We start from the raw sequence: 1,942 nt of genomic DNA, 5'->3' as shown, positions 1-1,942 counted from the left end.
CCAAGGGATGGTCGCCTCTTGTTAGCAAGATTTATAGAGACCTCACCATAATCAAAAACGCTATAGTATTCTTTAATGAATTGTGAGAATTTTAAATAATTGTTAATTGTTAATGGTTAATGTTAAAAAAATGTGTCTAAATCTAAGGCTTGAGAACCCCCTTCTAATAAGAGTACAATTAATTTACGCAACTGTACCCAAATTAATAAACCAATAAACAAAGTTAATGATCCTGATATGCCATAGGATAATACACGGTTATAGGTAAATATTTCTAATCCAGCAGCCAGAAAAACACAAATCCCAGCACAAATTCCTAAAAATGGTAATTTTAAGATCGAAATTTCTGACATATTAGGTTTTATACCTTTTTTTCCTTGTTTACTCCATTGATTAACTTGTTGTTTTAATGACGATTCAAAAGCTAAACCACAAGTAATACCGATAAAAAGACCAAAAAATAATAAACCTAGGGGCGGTTCAGGAATATAATACATATTTCAAACAAAACGATAAAATAACGAACTGTTACAAAATATTAACATCTTTTCGTAATTAAAATTTCGTCATAGTTGAACTTAAGATCTGATAATGGTAACAGTGTATATTAGAAATAGATTATCAAAATGTAAAATTAAGAATTATTATTTATTATGACTCAAGTATCAGTCAATACTCCTAGTAATCTTCTCGATGTGCCTAAACATGGTTTACCGGTTACAATTATTACTGGGTTTTTAGGCAGTGGCAAAACTACTTTACTTAATCATATTTTGCAAAATCAGCAAGGTATTAAAACCGCAGTTTTCGTGAATGAATTTGGCGAAATTGGTATTGATAATGATTTGATTATTTCTGCCGGTGAAACAATGGTAGAGTTAAGTAATGGCTGTATTTGTTGCAATATTAACGATGATTTAGTTGATGCTATTTATAATGTCTTAGAAAGAGAAGAAAAAATAGATTATTTAGTAGTTGAAACTACTGGAATTGCTGATCCTTTACCCGTTGCATTGACTTTTTTAGGTACTGAATTAAGAGACTTAACAAGATTAGATTCTATCGTTACTTTAGTTGATTGTGAGAATTTTAGTCTTGATTTATTTAACAGTGACGCAGCTTATAATCAAATAGCTTACGGTGATATTATTTTACTTAATAAAACTGATTTAGTTGATGAAGCCGATGTTGATTTATTAGAGATTAGATTAAGAGAGATAAAAGCTGATGCGAGAATTTTACGCACGACTAAATCTCAAGTGCCCTTACCATTAATTCTCAGTGTAGGTTTGTTTGAATCGGATCAATATTTTGATAGTGCAGACTCCCATGATACTCATGATCATCATCATCACGAACATGATCACCATTGTACCGAAGATCACGAACATGATGAAAATTGTCAACATAATCATGATCATCATCATTCAAATCACTTAGAAAATGATGGTTTTATTTCTGTTTCTTTTATGAGTGATAAGCCCTTTTATATTCGTAAATTACAGAGCTTTTTAGACAATAAATTATCGGCAAATGTTTTTCGAGCTAAAGGTATTTTATGGTTTGAAGAAAGTCCAGATCGTCACATATTTCATTTAAGTGGTAAACGTTTTACTATTGAAGATGATGTCTGGAAAAAAGGACAAAAAAAAGAAAACAAATTAGTTTTTATTGGTCAAAATATTGATTCTCAAACTATCAAATCACAGTTAGAAAAATGCCTTGTTAAAAATTAAGAATTACCAATACAGGGAGAGGCTCAAACTCACCGGAATTCGATGTGTGTAAGAAATCTTTAAGAATAAGGAGTTTAAGACTCAGATCTTGCACCAGTACAATAATACCAATGAAACAAAACGGGAAAAATCAATTTTAGGAGTTTTAAAATCAATTCTGATTACTTTTCCCTCTTCCCTCTTCCCTTTTCCCTATCCTCATCGAG

Annotated in this window: 2 protein-coding genes; one reads left to right on the top strand and one right to left on the bottom strand. The window is 30.8% G+C overall.

Annotated features, from left to right (window positions below):
- Positions 1 to 122: 122 nt before the first annotated feature.
- Positions 123 to 497, bottom strand: coding sequence for a hypothetical protein (locus FWJ34_RS19245; protein WP_308256939.1), 375 nt, complete (start codon positions 495 to 497; stop codon positions 123 to 125).
- Positions 498 to 653: 156 nt separating this feature from the next.
- On the opposite strand from FWJ34_RS19245, the gene FWJ34_RS19240 reads away from it, so the two are divergent.
- Positions 654 to 1,736, top strand: coding sequence for a GTP-binding protein (locus FWJ34_RS19240; protein WP_308256938.1), 1,083 nt, complete (start codon positions 654 to 656; stop codon positions 1,734 to 1,736).
- The last annotated feature ends 206 nt before the right edge of the window (positions 1,737 to 1,942 follow it).

The sequence above is a fragment of the Geminocystis sp. GBBB08 genome (genome assembly GCF_016743215.1).
Taxonomy (GTDB): domain Bacteria; phylum Cyanobacteriota; class Cyanobacteriia; order Cyanobacteriales; family Cyanobacteriaceae; genus Geminocystis.
The sequence above is the reverse complement of the archived record's forward strand: the minus strand, read 5'-3'. Positions and strand labels throughout refer to the sequence as shown.